Annotated in this window: 19 protein-coding genes; 4 read left to right on the top strand and 15 right to left on the bottom strand. The window is 68.7% G+C overall.

Going from position 1 to position 20444, the window contains the following annotated elements:
- Nucleotides 1–109 precede the first annotated feature (109 nt).
- From ACVBEQ_RS01075 to ACVBEQ_RS01105, 7 genes are all read right to left on the bottom strand, one after another.
- Nucleotides 110–859, bottom strand: a complete 750-nt coding sequence (locus ACVBEQ_RS01075) for an urease accessory protein UreD (RefSeq protein WP_447151555.1) — start codon at nt 857–859, stop codon at nt 110–112.
- A complete protein-coding gene (gene ureG / locus ACVBEQ_RS01080) occupies nt 856–1692 on the bottom strand; it encodes an urease accessory protein UreG (protein WP_447151556.1) in 837 nt (278 codons plus the stop codon). The genes ACVBEQ_RS01075 and ureG overlap by 4 nt, the downstream gene beginning before the upstream one ends.
- Complete coding sequence (locus tag ACVBEQ_RS01085) at nt 1685–2659, bottom strand: urease accessory protein UreF (RefSeq protein WP_447151557.1); 975 nt, start codon at nt 2657–2659, stop codon at nt 1685–1687. The genes ureG and ACVBEQ_RS01085 overlap by 8 nt, the downstream gene beginning before the upstream one ends.
- Nucleotides 2659–3633 (bottom strand): endonuclease domain-containing protein, encoded by a 975-nt coding sequence (locus tag ACVBEQ_RS01090; protein ID WP_447151558.1) that lies wholly within the window; start codon nt 3631–3633, stop codon nt 2659–2661. Before ACVBEQ_RS01090 ends, ACVBEQ_RS01085 begins: the two co-directional genes overlap by 1 nt.
- 139 nt (nt 3634–3772) lie before the next feature.
- Nucleotides 3773–5476: an urease subunit alpha gene (locus ACVBEQ_RS01095; protein WP_447151559.1), complete on the bottom strand. Its 1704-nt coding sequence runs from the start codon at nt 5474–5476 to the stop codon at nt 3773–3775.
- Nucleotides 5477–5815 carry an urease subunit beta gene (gene ureB, locus ACVBEQ_RS01100; RefSeq protein ID WP_447151560.1) on the bottom strand — a complete coding sequence of 113 codons (339 nt, stop codon included), beginning with the start codon at nt 5813–5815 and terminating at the stop codon, nt 5477–5479. It lies immediately after the preceding gene.
- Between the two features lie 8 nt (nt 5816–5823).
- Nucleotides 5824–6126 (bottom strand): urease subunit gamma, encoded by a 303-nt coding sequence (locus tag ACVBEQ_RS01105; protein WP_447151561.1) that lies wholly within the window; start codon nt 6124–6126, stop codon nt 5824–5826.
- A gap of 296 nt (nt 6127–6422) precedes the next feature.
- On the opposite strand from ACVBEQ_RS01105, the gene ACVBEQ_RS01110 reads away from it, so the two are divergent.
- Nucleotides 6423–6908 carry an FBP domain-containing protein gene (locus tag ACVBEQ_RS01110; RefSeq protein ID WP_447151562.1) on the top strand — a complete coding sequence of 162 codons (486 nt, stop codon included), beginning with the start codon at nt 6423–6425 and terminating at the stop codon, nt 6906–6908.
- A 139-nt stretch (nt 6909–7047) separates the two neighbouring features.
- Here the strand turns inward: ACVBEQ_RS01110 and ACVBEQ_RS01115 are convergent, their stop codons facing one another.
- The 3 genes from ACVBEQ_RS01115 to ACVBEQ_RS01125 form a co-directional block, all read right to left on the bottom strand.
- Nucleotides 7048–7584, bottom strand: a complete 537-nt coding sequence (locus ACVBEQ_RS01115) for an AAA family ATPase (protein WP_447151563.1) — start codon at nt 7582–7584, stop codon at nt 7048–7050.
- A 330-nt stretch (nt 7585–7914) separates the two neighbouring features.
- Nucleotides 7915–9468, bottom strand: a complete 1554-nt coding sequence (gene aceB, locus ACVBEQ_RS01120) for a malate synthase A (protein ID WP_447151809.1) — start codon at nt 9466–9468, stop codon at nt 7915–7917.
- A 145-nt stretch (nt 9469–9613) separates the two neighbouring features.
- The gene (locus ACVBEQ_RS01125; protein ID WP_447151564.1) at nt 9614–11128 is read right to left on the bottom strand and encodes a nucleobase:cation symporter-2 family protein; all 1515 of its coding nucleotides are present in this window, start codon (nt 11126–11128) and stop codon (nt 9614–9616) included.
- 288 nt (nt 11129–11416) lie between these two features.
- On the opposite strand from ACVBEQ_RS01125, the gene ACVBEQ_RS01130 reads away from it, so the two are divergent.
- The 3 genes from ACVBEQ_RS01130 to xdhC are packed head-to-tail and all read left to right on the top strand — an operon-like array spanning nt 11417 to nt 16289.
- Nucleotides 11417–12988, top strand: coding sequence for a xanthine dehydrogenase small subunit (locus ACVBEQ_RS01130; protein WP_447151565.1), 1572 nt, complete (start codon nt 11417–11419; stop codon nt 12986–12988).
- Nucleotides 12989–12992: 4 nt separating this feature from the next.
- Nucleotides 12993–15446: a xanthine dehydrogenase molybdopterin binding subunit gene (gene xdhB, locus ACVBEQ_RS01135; RefSeq protein WP_447151566.1), complete on the top strand. Its 2454-nt coding sequence runs from the start codon at nt 12993–12995 to the stop codon at nt 15444–15446.
- Between the two features lie 3 nt (nt 15447–15449).
- A complete protein-coding gene (gene xdhC / locus ACVBEQ_RS01140) occupies nt 15450–16289 on the top strand; it encodes a xanthine dehydrogenase accessory protein XdhC (protein WP_447151567.1) in 840 nt (279 codons plus the stop codon).
- A 53-nt stretch (nt 16290–16342) separates the two neighbouring features.
- On the opposite strand, the gene pucL is transcribed toward xdhC, so the two are convergent.
- The 5 genes from pucL to ACVBEQ_RS01165 form a co-directional block, all read right to left on the bottom strand.
- Nucleotides 16343–17236: a factor-independent urate hydroxylase gene (pucL, locus tag ACVBEQ_RS01145; protein WP_447151568.1), complete on the bottom strand. Its 894-nt coding sequence runs from the start codon at nt 17234–17236 to the stop codon at nt 16343–16345.
- A gap of 142 nt (nt 17237–17378) precedes the next feature.
- A complete protein-coding gene (uraH, locus tag ACVBEQ_RS01150) occupies nt 17379–17726 on the bottom strand; it encodes a hydroxyisourate hydrolase (protein ID WP_447151569.1) in 348 nt (115 codons plus the stop codon).
- Nucleotides 17723–18265, bottom strand: coding sequence for a 2-oxo-4-hydroxy-4-carboxy-5-ureidoimidazoline decarboxylase (gene uraD, locus ACVBEQ_RS01155; RefSeq protein WP_447151570.1), 543 nt, complete (start codon nt 18263–18265; stop codon nt 17723–17725). The genes uraH and uraD overlap by 4 nt, the downstream gene beginning before the upstream one ends.
- Nucleotides 18266–18420: 155 nt before the next feature.
- The gene (locus tag ACVBEQ_RS01160) at nt 18421–19509 is read right to left on the bottom strand and encodes a DUF3592 domain-containing protein (RefSeq protein WP_447151571.1); all 1089 of its coding nucleotides are present in this window, start codon (nt 19507–19509) and stop codon (nt 18421–18423) included.
- Nucleotides 19510–19626: 117 nt separating this feature from the next.
- Nucleotides 19627–20403, bottom strand: a complete 777-nt coding sequence (locus ACVBEQ_RS01165; RefSeq protein ID WP_447151810.1) for a GntR family transcriptional regulator — start codon at nt 20401–20403, stop codon at nt 19627–19629.
- Between the last annotated feature and the right edge of the window lie 41 nt (nt 20404–20444).

The raw sequence follows: 20444 nt of genomic DNA on the forward strand, positions 1-20444 counted from the left end.
GGTCAGCCGACCGGCACCTGCTCCGGTTCTCCGCAGTGCGCGGACCGATGACGGGGGCCGATCAGAGGTGAATCTAAGGAGCGCGATGACGCCGGTGATGACTGGCGCGTTACAAGGTCATTGCGGCGGCAACCGCCTGCCTGTTGGGCCGACCGGCGGCGGCTGCTTCCCATGAGGTCCTGATGCTGACCAGCGGTGACGCCGCGTAGCCGGCGCCGAGCCACCGTGCCACGGCGCCGGGTCCGTCGAGGTCGAATCGGTTCCCCGCAGCCAGTTCCGGCTCCTGGGGCGCCCCCATTCCCAGCAGGCTCACCGTGTCCAGCACCCTGGCGTCGCCGACGATGCCCGGCAGAACGCGCTCGTCGATGCCGGTGAGGTCGAGGTGCTCCGCCATCAGCAGCGTGCCGTTCTGCCGGACCGACAACGTTGACTCCAGCGCACCGCCGACCTCTCCCGTCCGGCCCAGCACCAGCGTTTCCCGGAGGCAGGCAACGGCATCGATGCCGAGTTCGATCGTCGTCGACCGGCGGACGTTCGCCCCGTGGCTGACGACGAACGGCTCGCCCGCCCAGAACAGCCGCCCGCCGTCGCCGATGCGAATTCGCACCGTCCACGACGACGCTCGGCCCTCGGCGTCGTAGGCGACGGTGCCGGCGGTCTCGACCAACTCCAGCCACGCCCCCGGACCGACGTCGACCTCGATCTCGATGTGATCACCGCCGAGCAGCAGGGCCTCGGTCGCCACCAGGCCGACCCGGGCGCCGGTGTCGTCGGTCGTGATGACGCGGGCGCCGATCGGGCCATCGGTGATGGTGAGCCTGGCCCGCCCGGGTGCGGCGCGGACGCGGATCAGCGTCACGCGGTGGTGGGGGTGCGGTCATGCTCCGCGCGGTTGTGCTCGTGCTCGTCGTGCTCGTGGTCGTGTTGCTTGTGCTCGTGGGTATGGAGCGGGCCGTCGCCGTGCCTGTGGACGGAGGCCGCGCCGCCCTCGTCCGCGTGGCTGTGCGGCGCCATCGGTCCCGGGTCGACTGCGATGTGACCGCCCGACCGGAACAGTCGGAGGACGGAGCGGACCCAGGACGTCAGGTCGTCGATGGACGCCCGGTCGAGGCGTGACAGCCCGATCACCGGCCGGCCGTTCCTGGCCGCCTTACCGTCGGCCACCATCTGTGGGACGTCCACCCCGACGTACGGGCCCAGGTCGGTCTTGTTCACCACCAACAGGTCCGCCCGGCCGATACCCGGCCCACCCTTGCGTGCGACGTCGCCGCCGCCGGCCACGTCAAGGACGAAGATCTGTGCGTCGACGAGCGCGGGCGAGAAGGTGGCGGTGAGGTTGTCCCCGCCGGATTCGACGAGAACGATGTCGAGCGGCGCGAAGTCGGCCTCCAGGTCTTCCACCGCGAGGAGGTTCGCAGTGACGTCATCGCGGATGGCGGTATGCGGACAGGCCCCCGTCTCGACGGCGCGGATGCGCTCCGGGGCAAGCACTCCGGCGGACCGGAGGAAGCGGGCGTCCTCGTCGGTATAGATGTCGTTGGTGATGACGCCGAGGCTCAGCTCGCCTGCGAGTTCGCGGCAGATCAACGCGATGAGCGAGGACTTGCCGGTGCCCACGGGTCCGGCGACGCCCAGCCTCAGGGTCTGCCGGGTCGCGACGGGTTCTACTGCGGGAGAGGGGTTCTCAGGCACGGAACAACCTTTGGCTCGTGGTGGCATGGACCTGCGCCCACTGTTCGATCAGCGGCGCACCGAATGCGGGCATCTGTTCAATATCGTCGATGGCGGCGAGTTCGCCGACCAGTCGCTCGATCTCGGGAGCGGCCGACATCACCCAACCGGTGGTGACGACCGGGTCAAGGGGCTCGAGCTTGAGAGTGGCGGCGGCGACGGTCTGGACATCGTCGTAGCCGATCAGCCGGATCAGCTGTGCCGCGGACAACCCCGCCAACGCCGCCGCGACCCCGAGCACAACCGCCCGGCCCGGCTTGCCGATCCCCGACAACGCCTCTGCGCCTCGGCTTCCGGGCCAGAGCCGCCGGACGAGGCGGGCGTAGCCCCTGCCGAGCAGGACCGACGTCTCGCGCAGCGCCGGGCTGATCGTCCGCGCCCGCCACGCCGCGTCCACCGCCGCGAGCGCCGCGGGTAGGTCGGGGTTGTCGGGGCTCGTCAGGGCGGGGGTGCGGTCGCGGCTTTGGGCGGGCGTGCGGTCGCGGCTTTGGGCGGGCGTGCGGTCGCGGCTTTGGGCGGGCGTGCGGTCGCGGCTTTGGGCGGGCGTGCGGTCGCGGCTTTGGGCGGGCGTGCGGTCATCCCTCGGGGCGGGGATGCGGTCGCCGCCCGGGGTGGGGATGCCGTTCATCGTCAGGCCTAGGCTTGCGTCGACGGTCCGGACCCGGGCGATCACCGCAGCGGCAGCCTCGACCGCGGTGACGGTCCGCAGCCGCGCCCGGATGTACCGCGGGACGTCCACGGGCGCCATGCCGCCCCGCAGTGCCGCCTCCAACCCCGCCGACTGCGTGTGTGCCCCTGTCGGCAGCCGGGCGTCCGCCAGCAGCATCATCATCACCTCCGCCGAAACCCTGTCCACCCGAATCGAGTTGGCGGTATCCGACGTTCCCGGGGCCAACGAAGGGCGGATTTCGCCAACTCGATCGGTCATCATGACGCTCGCCATCCCCCCGCGATCAACGCGCTGCGGATCCGGGCGATGCACGCGTCCCTGTCGCCGAAGAACGACCGCCCCAGGACCCGCACCACGGTCCACCCGGCGGCCGCGAACGCCTCCAGGCGCAGCACGTCACGGTCGAATTGCTTCGTCGTTGCGCGGTGCTGATCGCCGTCGTATTCGACGACCACGCGCCACCGGCGGTACACCAGGTCTCCACGTCCGATGAACCTCCCGGCAGCGTCTCGGACATCGACGTTGAGCTCGGGTTCGGGCAGCGCATTCCCCAGGATCGCCAGGCGCAGGAGCGTTTCCGGCCGGGATTCCGCGCCCGGCCGGATCAGGCTCAGCGCTGTCACCGCGGCGGCCTTGCCACGTCCGCGGAAGAGGTCGACCCGATTCGTCAACTGACCGAGCGACACCCAGGGGCGATCCTCGCGCCAATCCTGGAACACGGGTTCGAACACCAGGGCATCGCCGACCGCAACGAGGTCAGGCAACGACAGCGCCGAAGCAAGCTGGCAGAAGAGGGTGGCCGGATCGACCACCGGGAGCCCTCCCCGGTCAACGACCGCAACGTGCGGTGCGGAGAGCCGGTGCCCGACGACTCCGGACCGGCGCGGCGGGTACAGAGGCCTCCGGATCCCGATGTGGAACTGCTCTGCGCCAAACGGCGGGGGGACCGGCACGGGCCAGAGCCGTGCCGCCGTCAGGTGGCTGAAGAAAGCCCCGGCAGGCAGTGCGACGAGGAGAGCGCTGCAACGCTCCACCAGGCCCTGGGCGAGCGGTTCGACCGGCCCGTCCTCAGCCAGATCCCTCTTGCGGACAACCCGGACTCCATGGAAGGGCCGGTTCAGGTCATTCCCGCGTAGCCGCCGTTCACCCAGGCCCAGCGACTTCCCCTGCGCAACGGTGAACGGAACCGTCCGCAGGACTGGCGGCAGGGGCTTGCGGGGCTCGGGAGACATGCCGCATGTTCGCGCGGCTCGGACGCGTCCCCTCGGGTTTGTCCCCAATCCTGGTGCCGCCCGGGTTCGAGTTGGCGATATCCGACGTTCCGGGGGCCGGGGAAGGTCGGAAATCGCCAACTCGATCACCCGGACTGGCTCAGAACATCGCATACAGCTGGGCCAGGGGCAGCCACTCGGCGGGGGCGGGGACGACCACCTCGCCGTCGATGCTGATCTCGAACGTCTCGGGCTTGATCACGATGTCCGGGAGCGCTTCGTTGTTGATCATCTGCGCCTTACCGACGTCGCGGGTGGGCTTGACGGCAGCCAAGCCCCGCTTCAGCCCCAGCCGCTCCCCCAGTCCGTCCTCCAGGGCGAACGGGGAGACGAACGACAGGGACAGCTCCGCGCCGATGGTGTCGGTCAGCGCCGGCCGCATCAGCACCGGCTGCGGTGTCGGGATGGAGGCGTTCGGATCCCCGAGCGCACCCCACACCAGGCCACCACCCTTCAGCACGACGGCCGGCCGGATTCCGAAGAACTTCGGCTCCCACAGCACTAGGTCGGCGAGCTTGCCCGGCTCGACGGAGCCGATCTCGTCGTCTATGCCGTGCGAGATCGCCGCGTTGATGGTGTATTTCGCGATGTACCGCTTGGCGCGGAAGTTGTCCGCGGGCATGCCGCCACCGATGTCGCCGCGGCGGGCCTTCATCACATGCGCGACCTGCCAGGTCCGGCAGATCACCTCGCCGATCCGGCCCATCGCCTGCGCATCGGAGGAGGTCAGCGAGATCGCCCCCATGTCGTGCAGGATGTCCTCTGCCGCAATGGTTGTCGCACGGATCCGGGACTCGGCGAAGGCGAGGTCCTCAGGCACCGCAGGGTTGAGGTGGTGGCAGACCATCAGCATGTCGAGGTGCTCGGCGACGGTGTTGACGGTGTGCGGCAGCGTCGGATTGGTCGACCCGGGGATGACGTTCGGCAGCCCGGCCAGGGTCAGGATGTCCGGCGAATGCCCGCCCCCGGCGCCCTCGACGTGGAAGGCGCTGATCGACCGGCCCGCGATCGCCGCGATGGTGGATGCGACATAACCGGCCTCGTTGAGCGAGTCGGAGTGCAGTGCGACCTGAAGCCCCCACTCGTCGGCACCGCGCAGGGCGGCGTCGATCGCGGCCGGGGTGGAGCCCCAGTCCTCGTGGACCTTGTAGCCACCGGCCCCGGCCAGCGCCTGCTCCTTCAACCCCTCCATGGAGACCGTGTTGCCCTTGCCGAGCAGCAGCAGGTTGATCGGGTAGGGGTCGATCGAACGATGGATCTTCTCCAGGTGCCAGGCGCCGGGCGTCACGGTGGTCGCCTTGGTGCCCTCTGACGGCCCGGTGCCGCCGCCGCCGAGCGTCGTCAGCCCGGTGGCAAGGGCCTCGACGATCTGTGACGGCGAGATCAGGTGCACGTGGGTGTCGATGCCGCCCGCGGTGAGGATCTTGCCCTCGCCGGAGACCACGTCGGTCGACGGCCCGATCTGCAGCAGCGGGTGCACACCGTCGGCCACATCGGGATTGCCGGACCGGCCGATCGCGACGATCCGGCCGTCGCGGATACCGACGTCGGCCCGGACGATTCCCCAGTGGTCGAGGATGATCGCGTTGGTGATGACCGTGTCCGGTGCTCCGTCGGCGCGGGTCGTGCTGCCCTGCGCCATCGACTCCCTGATCGACTTGCCGCCGCCGAAGACCGCCTCCTCGCCGCCGGCGGTCAGGTCCTGCTCGACCTCGATCCACAGGTCGGTGTCGCCGAGCCGGATCTGGTCGCCGACCGTCGGTCCGTAGAGGGCGGCGTATTCGGAACGCGGTATCTGCACCATTTACAGCTCCTGCTCGGCGGCGGGCTTGATCTGAATCCCGGGGATGCGGCGGTGGCCCTTGAACGCGACGGCGGCCACCGACCGGGATGCGCCGGGTTCGAACCGGCGTGACGTACCGGAAGGAATGTCCAGCCGGAAGCCGTGCGCGGCCACCCGGTCGAAGTCCAGCGCGGTGTTCGCGTCCGGGAGGTGCAGGTGGGAGCCGATCTGGATGGGCCGGTCCCCGGTGTTCACGATCAGCAGCTCGATCCGCTCGGCGTCGCTGCGGTCGGCGTTCAGCTCGATGAAGCCCGGGGCGGTGCGGATCGCACCCGGCCCGCTGGAGGACGTGGAAGCCATGACGCTCCTTACGCGATCGGCTGGTGGATGGTGACGAGCTTGCGGCCGTCGGGGAACGTCGCCTCGACCTGGACGTCGGGCAGCATCTCGGCGACCCCGTCCATCACCTGCTCGCGGGTCAGCACCTCGCGGCCGCTGTTCATCAGGTCGGTTACGGTTCGGCCGTCCCGCGCGCGCTCGATCACCCAGGTGGTGAGCAGCGCGACAGTCTCCGGGTAGTTCAGCTTGACGCCGCGGGCCAGCCTGTCCCGGGCCACCATGCCGGCGACGGCCAGCAGCAGCTTCTCGGTGTCGGCGGGGGTCAGGTGCACCGGTGCCTCCTCGTCGGGACCGGACCGTGAGGTCCGGAACTGTCGCCAGTCGTGCAGCTCATCCTGTCCGGCGGCCGATGGTCCGCCCCGCAAACCCGACGGACCGGACTGCTCGGCGCTGGTCCGCGAGATTGTGCATCAGTCATGTGTCCATTGCGTGTCGGGCCGGGTCGGCAGCGGAGTGTCCCGGTCGGAAAAGACCGGACGGCCCGCATGCGGTCGGCGTACCGTCGCCTGCTGGCCCGGCGGCCCTCAAGGCGCCGGCGTCATCACGCAGTCAGGAAAGGCGCAACACAGTGAGACCTGCCAGCCAGTCGGACATCCGCGGTTCGATGATCAACAGTTCGCGCGGTGAGTCCGCCTGGATGAACTTCCCCGCCGCATTCGCCGAGCTCGATTGGGACAGCATCGAGTACCTCGGGTGGCGCGACCCGAAGGCGCCGCAGCGCGGGTACCTGGTCGCCTGGGAGGGGGAGCGGCTCAGCGGTCTGGCTCTGCGGGCACCCGAGGGGGTGTCCAACAAGACGGTCATGTGCGCGCTGTGCCGGTCCACGCACTCTGGCGGCGGAGTAGCCCTGTTCGTCGCCCGCCGGGCCGGCGCTGCAGGGCGGAACGACAACACCGTCGGTACCTACATCTGCGCCGATCTGGCGTGCTCGAAGTACGCCCGGCTCCCGGCCGCCACGGCCTCGGTCTGGCCGGCGCCCGGCATCGCTGTCGACCAGCGGCTGGCCGACCTCCTGCGGCGGACGATCGCCTTCCTCGACCGGGTGCGCAGCTGACCGCAGCCGGCTGGCGGTGCGCGGATGGCGGTGCGCGGCTGACGACTGACGGTGCGCGGCTGTCGGCTGACGGTGCGCGGATGGCGGTGCGCGGCTGACGACTGCCGGGTGCCGACTCTCCGCACAGTCTCACCCGGGATCACTCGACGACGTGCCGCAGGTACACCGCCGGATCCGCCATGAAGGCTCGCCAGTTCCGCACCAGAGCCAGGTCCTCCCAGGGTGTCTCGCGTAGTCCCCAGTCGCCCAGCTCGAACACCCTCGCGCCTGGCACCGACGCGACCAGCGGCGAATGCGTCGCGATGATGGCCTGGGCGTGGCCCTTGACGGTGAGTTGGTGCAGCAGGGCAACCAGGGCGAGGCAGCCGGAGAAGGACAGCGCCGACTCCGGCTCGTCGAGCACGAACAGCCCCTCATCCTTGAACCGGCTGGAACCGAGCAGCGCCAGGAATGACTCACCGTGCGACATCTCGTGGAACTGGGGGTCGCCGCCGCCCGGGTGCTCCTCCAGGTACGAGTAGAAGCCGTGCATGGTCTCCGCGCGGAGGAAGAATCCCCACCGTGACGCGCCGGCGCCCCGGACCAGCCGGAGGTAGCGCCACAGCTCCGATTCGGTCTCCCGGGTGGTGTGCCGCGCACCGGTCGACCCGCCCTCGGGCGACATCCCGTAGGCCATCGCAATGGCCCGACCACGGTCGACTTGCCGGAGCCGTTCTCTCCCACCAGGACGGTCAGCGGCCCTAGGTCGAGGCCCTTGCCCACCAGTGAGGTGACCGCCGGCATGGTCCACGGCCAGCCGTCCCCGACACCACCGACCCCGTCGCCGACCTGCTCACCGTCGACTCGGCGAAGGGGTCGCGTCGTGCTCCGCCGTCTGGCCACGCACACCCCCGGTATCCGCGAGGCCGATGCTGGAGGCCCGGAACCGCGCCTCGGGATCAGGTAGCCGGGCGAGCACATCGTCGCGGATGGCACCGACAGGGCAGCAACCCGTAGCCGCGCACCGTCAGGGCAGCAACTCGTAGGCGGGCACAGTCAGGAAGTCGACGAACGCATCGTCGGTGCACAGGTCGTAGATCAGGTTGCGGCCGTCGGCGAGCAGTTCACGCCCGTGTGGCTGCTCCGACCAGGTGTCCGCCAACCGCTCGGTGGCCGAGTCGAGCAACATCGTGATCAACGGCGCGCTCACTCGCCGGCCGTTGTCCATCACCACCCGGTTCCGCCGCCACTGCCACACCTGGCAGCGTGAGATCTCGGCGGTCGCGGCGTCCTCCATCAGGTTGTTGATGCCGACGGCACCGCTGCCTGCGAGCCAGTTGACGGTGTACTCGAGCGCCACCTCGATGTTGTCCCGCAGACCCTTCGCCGTGACGGTGAGCGGCAGCGACCGGATGTCGAGCAGGCCCTTCGCGGTGACATGCACCGGCGGCAGCACCTTGTCGAGCTGGTCGTGCCGATCGCCGAGGGCGGCGTCGAAGATTTCCTGGCAGATCGGCACCAGGTCGGGGTGCGCCACCCACGATCCCTCGTATCCGGCGTCGGCCTCGCGGGTCTTGTCGGCGCGCACCTTGTCGAACGCCACGGCGTTGATCTCCGGGTCCCTGCGGGACGGGATGAACGCCGCCATCCCGCCGATCGCGTAGGCACCGCGACGGTGGCAGGTGGCCACCAGCAGGTCGGAGTACGCCTTCATGAACGGCGCCGCCATGGTGATCGTGTTGCGGTCGGGCAGCACGTACTGATCGCCGGCGTCACGGAAGGTCTTCACGATGGAGAAGAGGTAATCCCAGCGGCCGGCGTTCAACCCGGCGGCGTAGTCGCGCAGCTCGTACAGGATCTCGTCCATTTCGAACGCGGCCCAGATCGTCTCGATCAGCACCGTGGCCCGAATCGTTCCGTGGTCCAGTCCGAGCGCTTCCTCGGAGAACGCGAACACCTCGGCCCAGAGCCGCGCCTCGAGATGCGACTCCATCTTCGGCAGGTAGAACGCCGGCCCGGCACCGCGGGCGAGCAACTCCTCCGCGTTGTGGAAGAAGTACAGGCCGAAGTCGACCAGCGCACCGACCAGCGGCGCGCCGTCGACGGCCAGGTGCTTCTCCGGGAGGTGCCAACCGCGGGGCCGCGGGACGATGACCGCGAGTTCGGCGTCGGCTTTCAGCCGGTACGACTTCCCGTCCTGGTCCAGTTCGACGGTGCGCCGGACCGCGTCACGCAGGTTGATCTGCCCGGAGATGACGTTGCTCCAGGCAGGGGTGTTCGCGTCCTCGAGGTCGGCCAGCCACACCTTGGCGCCGGAGTTGAGCGCATTGATGGTCATCTTGCGGTCGGTGGGACCGGTGATTTCGACCCGGCGGTCCTTCAGGTAGTCGGGGATCGGGGCGACGGTCCAGTCACCCGCCCGCACATCGGCCGTCTCCGCCAGGAAATCCAGCGGACCCCCGACGGCGACCGCGTCCCGGCGGCACTGGCGGGCCGCCAGCAACTCGTCGCGGCGGGTGGCGAAGCGGTCGTGCAGCTCTTCCAGGAAAGCCAGCGCGACCGGCGTCAGGACGTCATCCATGCCCTCCACAGGTGGTCCGGAGACGGTGATCCGACTGCTCACAAAGCATTCCTCTCGATGACTGCCGGCCGGCGGGGCGCCGGCGGAAACAACGATGTGCGCGCTGTCCATGATGGCCCCGATCGGCAACCGGACAGCGCGGCCATCAATTTTTCCGTGCTGAATCCCCCTCGGAATCCGCGTGCTGCTTGCGCTCCGGCTGCGGCACTTCGAAGGGGTGGTCAACCTGCCGCGGGATCTGCGCGGCCTCGCCGAACGGCTCCACCATCGGGTTCTCCCTGACCGCGTCGTGACCAGAAATGGTCGACCCCTCCTGAGACTCGTACAGCGCGCGTTGTTTGTCCGAATTGAGCAGCAGGTTGAGCAGGATCGCGGTGATCGCGCCGGCGCTGATGCCCGAATGGAAGATCGTCTTGAACCAGTCCGGGAAGTCGTTGTAGAAGGAATCCCGGACGACCGGGATCATCGCGACTCCCAGAGAGATCGCGACGACCAAGATGTTGCGATTGTTGAACTTCACCGTCGACAGGGTGCGCACGCCGCTGGCAGCGACCATCCCGAACAGGGCAATCCCGGCACCGCCCAGCACCGGCTGCGGAATTCCCTCGACAATGGCGCCCATCTTGGGTGTCAGTCCCAGCACGATCAACACGGCACCGGCGAAGGTGGCAACGAACCTGCTGCGCACGCCGGTGATGGACACCAATCCGACATTCTGCGCGAAAGCGGTGTAGGGGAACGTGTTGAAGACGCCGCCCAGGACTGTTGAGAACCCGTCCGCGCGCAGGCCGTCCGCGAGCCGACGGCTGTCGATCTTCACGTCGACGATCTCGCCGATCGCCAGGATGTCGCCGGTGGTCTCCGTCATGATCACCAAGGCGACGATGCACATCGACACAATTGCCGAGACCTCGAAGATCGGGTACCCGAAATAGAACGGTGTGGTGACGCCGACCCAATCGGCATTGGGCACGTTGTCCCAGTGCACCATTCCCAGTGGAATGGCGACGATGGTTCCGATGACGATGCCGAGCAGGATCGAGATGCGGGCGAGGGCCGGCGGCGCGAAACGTTCGATCAGCACGATCAGCACCAGGGTGCCGGCGGCCAGTGCGACATTCTTCATCGGTGCGCCGTCGGCGGTGATGACGCCGCCGCCCACCCAGTTCGCGGCGACCCCGAACAGCGACAACCCGATGATCAGGATGACCGTTCCGGTGACCAGCGGCGGGAAGAACCGCACCAATTTCGCGAACACCGGGGCCAGCAGCATCATGAAGATGCCGGATGCGATCACCGAGCCGTAAATGGCCTCGACGCCGTATTGCGAGCCGATGACGATCATCGGCGAGACCGCGGCGAAGGTGCAGCCCTGCATCAGCGGTAACCGGACGCCGAACCATTTGAATCCGATGGATTGGATCAGGGTCGCAATTCCCGCGACGAAGAGATCAGCCGTGACCAGGTACCCGAGGTCGTCCGGGTTCAATTTCCCGGCGGCGATGAGCGCGCCACCGACCACCAGCGGGACCGCGACCGCGCCCGCATACAGGGCCAGGACATGCTGCAGGCCGAGCGGGATCAGTTGCCGCCAGGGCGGCAGTTCATCGACCGATTCGAGCGGCTTCCCGTCCGGTCCGAGCGTGCGCCGAAATCCCATCTGTCGCCTCCAGTGAAACGGTGTCGGATCGGACGCTTCCGTCCCCCCGCGAGAATCTGACCTGCGCACTGTGGTCCGGTGACGTTGCCGGAGAAGGTGAGCGGCGTAAACGAGGTGTTACGCATCGTCAATATGGACGGTGTTCGGTGACGCTCACGGGCATCTGCGGTTGCGGGACCCGCTTGACCGCAGCCCCGCCTGCGGGGCGAGAAGGGCACCGCCCGTGACGCGAGCGACCGGGAGGGGCACTCTTGGTCGAGGAGCACGACAGGACAGGAGTTCGTCACCATGGAGCCATCGCTGACAGTCAACGGCCGGAGCCTCGGCCTGGGCGACGTCGGCGGCCACGTCACCCTCCTCGAGTGGCTGCGGTTCGCCGGGCTCACCGGGACCAAGGAGGGCTGCGCCGAAGGTGAATGCGGGGCGTGCGCGGTGCTGGTGGCCAGGCCCGACGGGGACGGCACGCGCTGGACAGCCATCAATTCCTGCCTGGTGCCCGCCGCCGGCCTGGACAACCAGGAGATCGTCACCGCGGAGGGCCTGGCCGGTCCGGACGGCCTGCACCCGGTACAGCGGGAGATGGCCGAGCGGGGCGGGTCGCAGTGCGGTTTCTGCACACCGGGGTTCATCTGCTCAATGGCGGCGGAGTACTACCGGGCCGACCGCCGCCCGACTGCAGGACACCGCGCGGAGCGGGCAGCCGAAGCGGAACCGAACTCCAGCGGCGCGGCCGCTCAACGCTCGATCGACGGCAACGAGGACCCGGCCGCAGACCCGACCGTCCCCGACCCCACATCTCCTGGGCAGGCACCCGATCACGAGCACGGTCCGAACGGTTTCGATCTGCACGCCTTGAGCGGGAACCTGTGCCGGTGCACCGGGTACCGGCCCATCCGGGACGCCGCCTACGCGCTGGGCCAACCGACCGGGGTCGACCCGTTGTTCGCCCGGCTCGGTCGTCCGGCGCCGCCGCCCGCCACCACCGAGGTCTTCAACGGACTGGGTGATTACCGCAGGCCGGCCCATCTCGGCGAGGCGCTCAGCCTGCTCGCCGAGCACCCGGACGCACGGTTGGTGGCCGGTTCGACCGACTGGGGTGTCGAGCTGAACATCCGGCATGCCCGCGCTGACCTGACCATCGGCATCGACCGCCTCCCGGAGTTGCGCGAACTGACGGTGGGTTCCGACTGCATCGACATCGGTGCTGCGCTGACGCTCTCGGAGATCGAGCACGGACTGGCGGGCCGGGTGCCGCTGCTCGCCCAGCTGTTCCCGCAGTTCGCGTCACGGCTGATCCGCAACGGGGCAACGTTCGGCGGCAACCTCGGTACCGCGTCACCGATCGGCGACAGCCCGCCCGCCCTCTTGGCCCTGCGCGCCTCCCTCGTGCTCGCATCCGCGGCGGGTGAGCGGGAGGTGCCGCTGGCCGAGTACTTCACCGGGTACCGGCGCACGGTGAAGCACGCCGACGAGCTGATCAGGACGGTTCGAATCCCACTGCCCCTCGCGCCGATCAGCGCATTCCACAAGATCTCCAAGCGACGGTTCGACGACATCTCCAGCGTGGCGGTCGCTTTCGCTCTCCGGCTGGAGAATGCCGACAAGCCAACGGTAGACGAGATCACCATCGGACTCGGCGGGGTGGCGGCAATGCCGATTCGCGGCACTGCGACCGAGGCCGCACTGACCGGTCAGCCGTGGAATCAGGAGACCGTGGATCGCGCCGCCGAGATCCTGATCGGCGAAGCGACACCGATCAGCGATCACCGGGCGAGCGCGGCCTATCGGTCGGCAATGCTCGGCGCCGCGTTGCGCAAATTCTACGCCGAGAACCCCGGCACGACGACGCAGGAGGCCTGACCACATGAGCACCGCACACGGCTCGTTGGCCGATCGCCCGGTCGACCCCAAGGTGGGACTGGCCCTGCCGCACGAGAGCGCCGCCCTGCACGTCACCGGAAAGGCGCTGTACACCGACGATCTCGAGGTTCGCACGAAGGACCTGCTGCACGCCTGGCCGCTGCAGGCGCCGCACGCGCACGCCCGCGTGCTCACCCTGGAGACCGAACCCGCCTACGTCGTCCCGGGTGTGATCAGGGTGCTGACCGCGAAGGACGTTCCTGGCGTCAACGACGCGGGCATCAAGCACGACGAACCGCTGTTCCCCGATGAGGTGATGTTCTACGGTCACGCGGTCTGCTGGGTTCTCGGCGAGACGCTGGAGGCGGCCAGGATGGGTGCCGAGGCAATCCGGGTCGCCTACGAGCCACTGCCGTCGTTGCTGACGTTGACCGAAGCCATTGCGGCGCAAAGCTTCCAAGGCCACCAGCGGACCGTCACCCGCGGCGATGCGACGTCAGCTCTGGAGTCGGCCGTCCACCGGTTCAGCGGTGAATTCGAGTTCGGCGGGCAGGAGCACTTCTACCTGGAGACCAACGCCGCGCTCGCGCTGATCGACGAGGACGGGCAACTCTTCGTCCAGTCCAGCACCCAGCACCCGACCGAGACGCAGGAGATCGTCGCGCACGTGCTCGGAGTGTCCAGTCACCGTGTCACCGTGCAGTGCCTGCGCCTGGGTGGGGGTTTCGGCGGCAAGGAGATGCAGCCGCACGGCTTCGCGGCCATCGCGGCGCTGGGTGCGACGCTGACCGGCCGACCCGTTCTGCTCCGGCTCAACCGGACGCAGGACATCACGATGACCGGCAAGCGGCACCCGTTCCACGCCAGCTGGGAGGTGGGTTTTGATGCCGACCACCGGCTGTGTGCACTGAAAGCCACCCTGACCAGCGACGGCGGCTGGAGCCTCGACCTGTCCGAACCGGTGCTGGCCAGGGCCTTGTGCCACATCGACAATGCCTACTGGGTGCCCGATATCGAGGTACACGGCCGGATCGCGAAGACCAACAAGACCTCACAGACGGCGTTCCGCGGATTCGGTGGGCCGCAGGGCATGATCGTGCTGGAAGACATTCTCGGGCGGTGTGCACCATTGCTCGGTGTCGCGCCGGAAGTGTTGCGGCGCAACAACTTCTACTCGCCCGGCCAGACCACACCGTACGGGCAGCCGGTGCGGCACGCGGAGCGGCTCAAGGCGATCTGGTCGATCCTGCACGAGCGGAGCGATTTCGCCCGCCGCAAGGCCGGCGTCGCAGCGTTCAACGACACCCATCCGCACACCAAACGCGCCCTCGGCATGACCCCGGTCAAGTTCGGCATCTCGTTCAACCTGACGGCGTTCAACCAGGCCGGCGCCCTGGTGCACGTCTACAAGGACGGCTCCGTGCTGATCAATCACGGCGGCGTCGAGATGGGGCAGGGCCTGCACACCAAGATGATCCAGGTGGCGGCCACCGCGCTCGGCGTTCCGCTCGACTACGTCCGACTCGCGCCGACCCGTACCGACAAGGTGCCGAACACGTCGGCGACGGCGGCGAGTTCCGGCGCCGACCTCAACGGCGGCGCGATCAAGAATGCCTGCGAGCAGATCCGGGGCAGGCTCAGCGCCGTCGCGGCGGGCAAGCTCGGCATCCATCCCGATGACGTGCGGTTCACCGACGGACTCGTCACCGGGATCGGATTCCACGACCAGTTGATCCCGTTCGCCGAGGTCGTCAGGGACGCCTACTTCCAGCGGGTGCAGCTCTGGGCGGCCGGTTACTACCGCACCGAGGGGCTGCACTGGGATGCCGACCGGATGCAGGGCGAGCCGTTCAAGTACTTCGCGTACGGCGCCGCGCTCTCCGAGGTCGAGGTCGACGGGTTCACCGGTGCGTACCGGCTGTTGCGCACCGACATCGTGCAGGATGTCGGCGACAGCCTCTCCCCGCTGGTCGACATCGGCCAAATCGAGGGCGGTTTCGTCCAGGGCACCGGGTGGTTGACGCTCGAGGAGCTGCGCTGGAACACCGGCGACGGCCCGCACCGCGGCCGGCTCGACACCCAGGCGGCAAGCACCTACAAGATCCCCAGCTTCTCCGAGATGCCGGAGACATTCGCCGTCCACCTGTTCGAGCGGGCCACCGAATCCGGGGTTGTGTACGGCTCGAAGGCGGTTGGTGAGCCACCGCTGATGCTCGCCTTCAGCGTCCGCGAGGCCCTGCGGGACGCCGTCGCCGCCTTCGGGCCGTCCGGTTGGTCGGTCGACCTCGGCTGCCCGTCCACCCCGGAAGCCGTCTACTGGGCGATCGAGGCGGCCCGGTCGGCCCAGTCGGCACAGTCGGCCCAGTCGGCACAGTCGGCCCAGTCGCCGACAGGAGTGGCGGAAGCGAACGGCGGCCGCGCCAACGGGCAGGTCCGGAACACCCTTGCGGAAGTGTGACCGATGGACTGGCTCAACGCCATTGCACAACTGCGACGGGACGGTTCGCCGGGTGTGCTGATCACGGTGATCGAGGTCCGCGGGCACGCGCCGCGGGATGCCGGGGCAAAGATGGTGGTCGCCGCCGACTCCACCTGGGGCAGCGTCGGGGGCGGCAACCTCGAGGAATCGGCCGTGCGCCGCGCCCGGGAACTGATCGCCGACGGCGGTACCCGCCCGGAGACCTGCACGTCCACGCTCAGCGAGCACGCCCGCAACCAGCACGGCCGGCAGTGCTGCGGCGGTGAGGTGACGCTGCTGCTCGAGCCGCTCCCGGCCCGTCCGGTGGTGGCGATCTTCGGCGTCGGGCATGTCGGTTTCGAGTTGGCACGAATCCTCTCCCGGCTGGAAATCGGGCTGCACCTGGTCGATTCCCGGTCCGATCAGCTCGACCAGCTACGGCTCTCCGGCATCACCGACGGATCGGCCGACGTCACGGTGCACCACGAACTGCTCGGCGAACGGATCCTGGAATCGCTGCCGCGCGACGCGCATGTGCTGATCATGACGCACGACCATGCGGAGGATTTCGCGTTGTGCGACACAGCACTTCGGCTGCCGCAGCTCGGCAGCATCGGGCTGATCGGGTCAACGTCCAAATGGTCGGGTTTCCGGCGCCGGCTCGCCGCCTCCGGTCACGACGCGTCGACGATCGCACGGATCACCAGCCCCGTCGGTTCCCCCGCCATCACCGGCAAGGAGCCCGCGATGATCGCGATAGGGGTGGCCGCGGAACTGGCGGTGCTCATCCAGGCGACGGCCGTTCGTCGCGACGCCGCTCGTCCGCAGCAACCGGCCGGCTGACCACGCGTACGCGATGCGCCGGGCACGACGAGCCCGGGCCGACGGACCCCGACTCAGATGAACGCGGCGATCCCTTCCCATGCGGAACCGGCGGGCGGGGCGTCGTCACGCAGCACGGACGCCTCGATCAGCCCGTACGGGCGGTCGGCCGCGTAGAACACCTGATTCGGGTTGTCCAGTCCCCACGGCCCGAGGTCCACCAGGAAGTGGTGCTTGTTCGGCAGTGACAGCCGGATCTCCGCGACCTCGGGAACAGCCTCCAACGCGCCCTTCCCCATCGCGAACAACGTCTGCTGCAGGGACAGGCTGTGGATGTTCGCGAATTCCTCCAGTAGTGCATTGCGAATGGCGACAAAGCTCTTGTCCCAATCGATGTCGCTACCGACATACCGCCACCGGGCACTCACGGCCGTCGCCAGGATGCGATCGGTTGTCTCGACCAGCGAGGTGTATTCGACGTCGGGGAAACCCCAGAATTCGCTGCCGGTGGATTTGAGCACCACCAGGCCCGTCAGCCCGGAGATCACCGATTCGTTGTCGCCGTCCTTGCGGACGACGGTCGTCCTGGCCTCTGCCGTGCCCTTGGAAAAGGCATGGTCGTGCGGGCCGGCCGACGTGGAGATCCGATCCCAGGAGTACTGCTCGACGGCCATCCGGGCGCCGGTGACCTGCTGGTACTTGTCGACGTAATTCCGCGCCAGCCGCAGCGCGAATTCCTCCGGCGACGAATACCCGCCGGTGCGGGCCATGGAGTAGACGGTGTTCTTCTGTGTGTCGGTCGCGATGACTGCGTCATTGGCACCGGTCAGGTGGGTGTCGGCGAAGTCGCCGATCAGCTGACTCGTCACATTGACGTCGGTGATCTGGTGCACGCGGCTGCTGCGGTCGACGTGCACCATGCGAACCTCGGCCTTGCCGTACTGGTTCGCCCCAAGAACGATGGCCATCTGGTCAGCTCCTCCGTCGTCGCGCGGTATCCCGACATCACCCGGCAGGTCGCATCACCCGGCAGGACGCTGGCCATCCTGGCAAAGCAATGTGTCGATCGTGTATCTGCCATATTCACACCTGGTTCGGCCGGCGGAACGGTCAGCTGCCGAGATACGTCGTGAATGCGTAAGTGCTTGCGAGCACGGCGATGTGGTAGTGCTCGCGGTCGCCGGACAGGAGGAAACGCACCACGATCGACGGGTAGAACACCGCCGGGTGGTACTGCTCGAAGTAGCCGCCCGTGCTCAGCGTGAGCCGGAATTCGCCCGGTGCGAGCGGGACGGAATTCAGCTGCCCGATCCGGCCGTCAGGGTCGGTGACGCCATGACCGACGTCGGTCGGAGTGCCGTCGGGGGCGAGCTGTTCGAGGACCGCCGGGATACCGGCCGCCGGGCGACCGAGCACCGAGTCCAGCACGTGGGTGCTGATCCGGAGGATGTCCGTCATGCCGTCACCGCCTTCTGCAAACGGAGCGCCGCGATCTTGCCGAGCTCCTCCACCACCACGCGCCGTTCGGTGCGCTCGTCGTTGTTCAGCCGCTGCTTCAGCGCGGCGAGCATCTGCGCACCGCTGAGCCCGCTCGCGCAGATGAGATAGATGTGTCCGAAACGCTTCTCGTACGCGGCGTTACCCTCGGCGAGGGCCTGCCGTTCCGCGGGCCGGACGCCGGACTGCTCGGTGGCCGACAGCCTGGCATCGGTGACCCCCATACCGGGGTTCTCGCCCGGGCCGGACGGTGTCTGCCCGATCCGAGGATGACGGGCAAGCGCTCCCGCCACTTCATCCCACTGCACCCGCTCGGCGCTGCGGGCGGCCTGCTCGAGCAGCGCCTCGCGGCGTCGATACGGGCGGCCGTCCGCCACTTCGTCCACCCATCGCGGGATGTCGAGGCACGCCCCCAGCAGCTCCCGCACCTCGTCGGCGGGCGCCGCGTCGAATTCCGCGACGGTCAGCGTCGGGCCGGCAATGGGTGCCGGAGCGGTCACTGGCTCTCCTTCCAACGCTGGCCTTGGGGTACAGGCGTCCGGGACACACCGGCATCCCCGTTTCCGAAGTCCTGCAGAGGGAGCCTAACCGGGCCGGGATGGCCCGATCTCGCCTGGTGAAGACCATCCCCCGTGGCAGCAGCCGGATACCCCGCTCAGCGCAGCAGCAGGACGAGGACCGTCGCCACGGCCCCGGTGCCGGCCGCCGCCGCGACCCAGAGGCCGATCCGCGACTGCGTGTCCAGCGCGGTGGACCACCCAGCCCGGTCCAAGGTCTGGGCGATCAGGCCCTGCAATTCAGCCGAGTCGAGTCGGTAGTCGACGACCTTGCTGACGCCCGTAGGCCCCACGGCCCAGATCTGCTCCGATCCCAAAGCCCACACCCTGCCACCCGACATCGACATCTGTCCGGTGACAACCGGTATCAGCCGGCCGTCCGGTCCGGCGGCCCAGTCGAGCTCCTGCTCACTGTCGGAACGTGCCACTGTGGAAGGCCCGACGGCGGTGAGGGTGGTCGCGTACGACTTCCGCAGGCCTTGTCGCTGCAGCAGGGCCCACCAACTGGTGTCGGCGAGATCCACCCGCACCGTCACCGATGATCCGGATCGGTCAACCGTGTACGGCGTACCGGAGGTCCGCCGAACGAGGTCGGAGATGACCTCGTCGAACGTCCAGGCCCGGTTGATCTCCGCCGCCGGCCCCGGGTCGGGTTGCGCCGGCCCACCAACGCCGCTGCCCGGCACGACCGGCTGGCCGGCACCTCGGCGGCGTAGTCCCAGCACAAGGATGAGCGCACCGAGCGCCGCGAAGACGGTGCCCACCGCCAGTCCGACGTAGAGCAGGACCTGCTGCCCGCCCTCGACGGTGTACGCCCACACAGCCTGCTCCGGCCGGTCGGGTGGGAATGCGACGCCGACGACGTCGCCGGACGTGTAGTCGCCCGTGTGGACTCCGCCGATGTCCTCCACGAGGACCGTGCGATCGCCGGAGCTGAACTGGACGTCGTAGCTGCGACTGGTGCGGGTCTGACCCGAGGAGCTCTTGCTGGTGTCGGTCGTCACGGACACCACCGTCGCCTGGGCCCTGCCGGTGTAGGCCGAGTAGTCGCGCGATCCGAGGAGGACCAGGACGGTCCCGATGACGAGTCCCACCGTGAGGAACACGGACCCGACCACGATCATGGTGCGATTGCGCGGAGCGGCCACCTGCCGACTCTTCGCCACTGACAAGCGTTCCTGTGACATCGACTGTCCTCATCGTTGCTGGCTGGTCGTCCCGGATCTGACCATCAGAGGATGCGACGGGCGGCTTGAGGCTCGCTGAAGAGTCACTGAAGCTGGAAAGTCGCGGAAGCTGGAGAGTCACGGAAGAGGAGAGCCGCCCGGCTGGAGCTGGTCGACAGTCCCTGATTGGTCGGAGCCGTCGCCGGACCAGGCAAACACCGAGCTGTCCCGCGGCAGCGCCGCGATCGACCGCTCGAGGTGTCCGTGATGCTCGGCCGACACCGCCAGCAACCCGGCCGCATCCCTGGTCAGGAAGGCATCCAGCATCGCGCGGTGCTCGCTGTGCAGGGCGGCCCGGTCGGCCGCCGGGATCTGTGACATCGGCTGGACGGGTTCGGTGAGGTTCCAGGCGGACTCGAGCATCCTCATCAGCCGCTGGGTCCGGGCCGGTGCCAGCAGCGCCAGGTGGAATCGCCGGCTCTCCCGGTGGTAGCCGCGGTGGTCGGACACCGCCTCGGCTGTGCACAGATCCTCGTAGGCGTCCTGCACCGCGCGGTCGTCATCGGGCCCGGCGGCCGCGACGGAGGCGGCGATCGCGGCCCGTTCGAGTACGCCGCGCACCACGTAGATCTCCTGCAGTTCGGCGAGCGTCAGCTGCGCGACGGTGTAGCCCGAACGCGGCCGGTGCTCGACCAGGCCCTCGCCGATCAGCGTCTTCAGCGCCTCCCGAACCGGGATACGGCTGACCCCGAACAGTTCGGCGACCTCGTCGACGGGAATGGCGGTCCCGGGTGGCGCGTCACCGTCGAGGATCACCTGGCGGAGCTCGTCGAGGATGATCTGCTGGCCACGTCCCGTCACATCGACGTCCAGGTCGCCACGCAGCCGGGCGATCAGCGCCGATCGTCGCGGCATCGAGCGGGAAGCGGATGCGGCCACCGTTCTCCCGTCACGTC

It is taken from the genome of Nakamurella sp. GG22 (assembly GCF_052976845.2).